The organism is Longimicrobiales bacterium (genome assembly GCA_028823235.1).
GTDB lineage: Bacteria > Gemmatimonadota > Gemmatimonadetes > Longimicrobiales > Gaopeijiaceae > UBA2589.
Genome location: JAPKBW010000082.1, coordinates 1 through 1,944, shown reverse-complemented (window position 1 = coordinate 1,944; position 1,944 = coordinate 1). Strand labels below are relative to the sequence as shown.

Annotated in this window: 1 protein-coding gene; it reads left to right on the top strand. The window is 57.3% G+C overall.

The features are described from left to right. Window positions 1-224 precede the first annotated feature (224 nt). A partial coding sequence (locus OSA81_13745) for a hypothetical protein (protein ID MDE0900065.1) occupies window positions 225-1,944 on the top strand: 1,720 nt, incomplete at its 3' end.

Below are 1,944 nucleotides of genomic sequence, written 5' to 3'. Positions count from 1 at the left end.
GCTCAACTCCAAAAGAAAATTCCTAGCAGTCACCGATCTCGTCGCCCGCTATCGTCAAACGGTTTTGGTGTTCTCTCAGACAAGGGGCCAGCACGCATGAAGATGGTTTCGGGCTTCAATGGCGCTAGGTCGTTGGGGCAAAGGTGAATGAAGCGGAGAGCAAGGGAAACGACCTTATGACCAATAGAAGCTACACTTTCAGTATCGACCTATTGATGGTTTCAATGATCGCTCCATTATGCCTCGCGGCTGCGGTTGAGGTTGGTCCAGCGACGCCGCCCGAAGTGCGAATGAAGGCGTGGGATCACCATGTGAAGCTGAGAGAATCGTCGATATTCAAGGATGTCAAGTGGACCGCTGTTGGCCCCAGAATCCAGGGCGGAAGGATCGAGAGTGTGTGGTCGGTGAAGAAGCGGAAGTCGACGCTCTACTGCGGCGCAGGGTCCGGTAACCTCTGGAAATCCGTCAACAACGGCACGACTTGGAAGCCGATCTTTGAGAGCGAGTCGACGTTCTCTATCGCAGTGGTAACAGTATCCGACAAGGATCCGAACTTGGTCTGGGTCGGCACCGGCGAGCCGCAGATGGCGCGCAGTTCTTATGCCGGCACGGGCGTGTTCAAGTCCACCGACGCGGGGGACACATGGCAGAACATGGGGCTCACCGACACTCACCACATCAGCCGGGTCATCATCGACCCTGAGAATAATGACGTCGTGTATGTCGCTGCGCTCGGTCATCAATACACCGACAACGAAGAGCGAGGCGTCTTTAAGACCACCGACGGCGGAAAGACATGGGAGAAGATCCTCTATATCTCCGAGAAGATCGGCGTTGTCGAGGTCGTCATGGATCCTTCGAACAACAAGACGCTGTATGCCGTTGCATGGGAACGCGACCGGAAGGCGTGGAACAATGTGGTCGCCGGCCCCGGCAGCGGAGTCTACAAATCGACCGACGCGGGCGAGACGTGGAAGCTCCTGACCAAGGGGCTTCCCACCGGCGAGAAGGTTGGCAGAATGGGCATCGCCATCGCGCCCTCGAATCCGAAGGTTCTCTACATCATCTGCGACCACCGCGGTGTCGGTGGCGAAATCTATCGTTCCGATGACAGGGGCGAAAGCTGGCGCAAAACCCATGAAGGCATCGTCAAGACCGGCGTCCATTATGCCCTCTGCCTGATCAGGGTCATGCCGGACAATGAGGATGAGATCTTTATCGTGGCTTTCAACCTTCTCCATTCAACCGACGCCGGTAAGACCCAAACGAGTATCACCGAGGGCACCGTCCCCATGCTTTCGTATAAGGCCGATCGACTGACGCCGCATTGCGACAATCACGACATGTTCATTGATCCTGACGATCCCGACAGGATCATACTCGGCACAGATGGCGGGCTCTACATATCTCACGATCGAGGCAAAATCTGGCTCCACGTGAATACACTGCCGCTCGCCGAGTTCTATGCGATCTCTGTCGATGCCAGCGAGCCGTACAGAATATGGGGAGGCACGCAGGACAACGGCGTGCTCGGCGGCGAGGCGAAGCCCATGACCCTGGGCGAAGAGCACTGGTACTGGGACCACCGCGGGGACTACTACGTGACACGGATCGACCCGAACGACCTGGATACGATGTATACCGAAGGCTTTTTCGGTGCGATGGAGCGAAGGAATCTGAAGACGGGCGAAGAGCACCGCATCAAGCCCGGCCCGTCGCCGGACGGCGAGAGACTGCGGTTCAACTGGGTGACCCCCTTCATCCTGTCGCACTACGATTCGAAGACGCTCTACGCAGGCGCCAACTACGTATTCAAGAGCGAGAACAGGGGCGACAAGTGGAAACGCATCAGTCCCGACCTGTCGACCAATCCGGGCCCGGAAAGGAAGGGAGACGTTCCCTTCGGAACCATCACCGACATCTCCGAATCCGCACTGAAGAAGG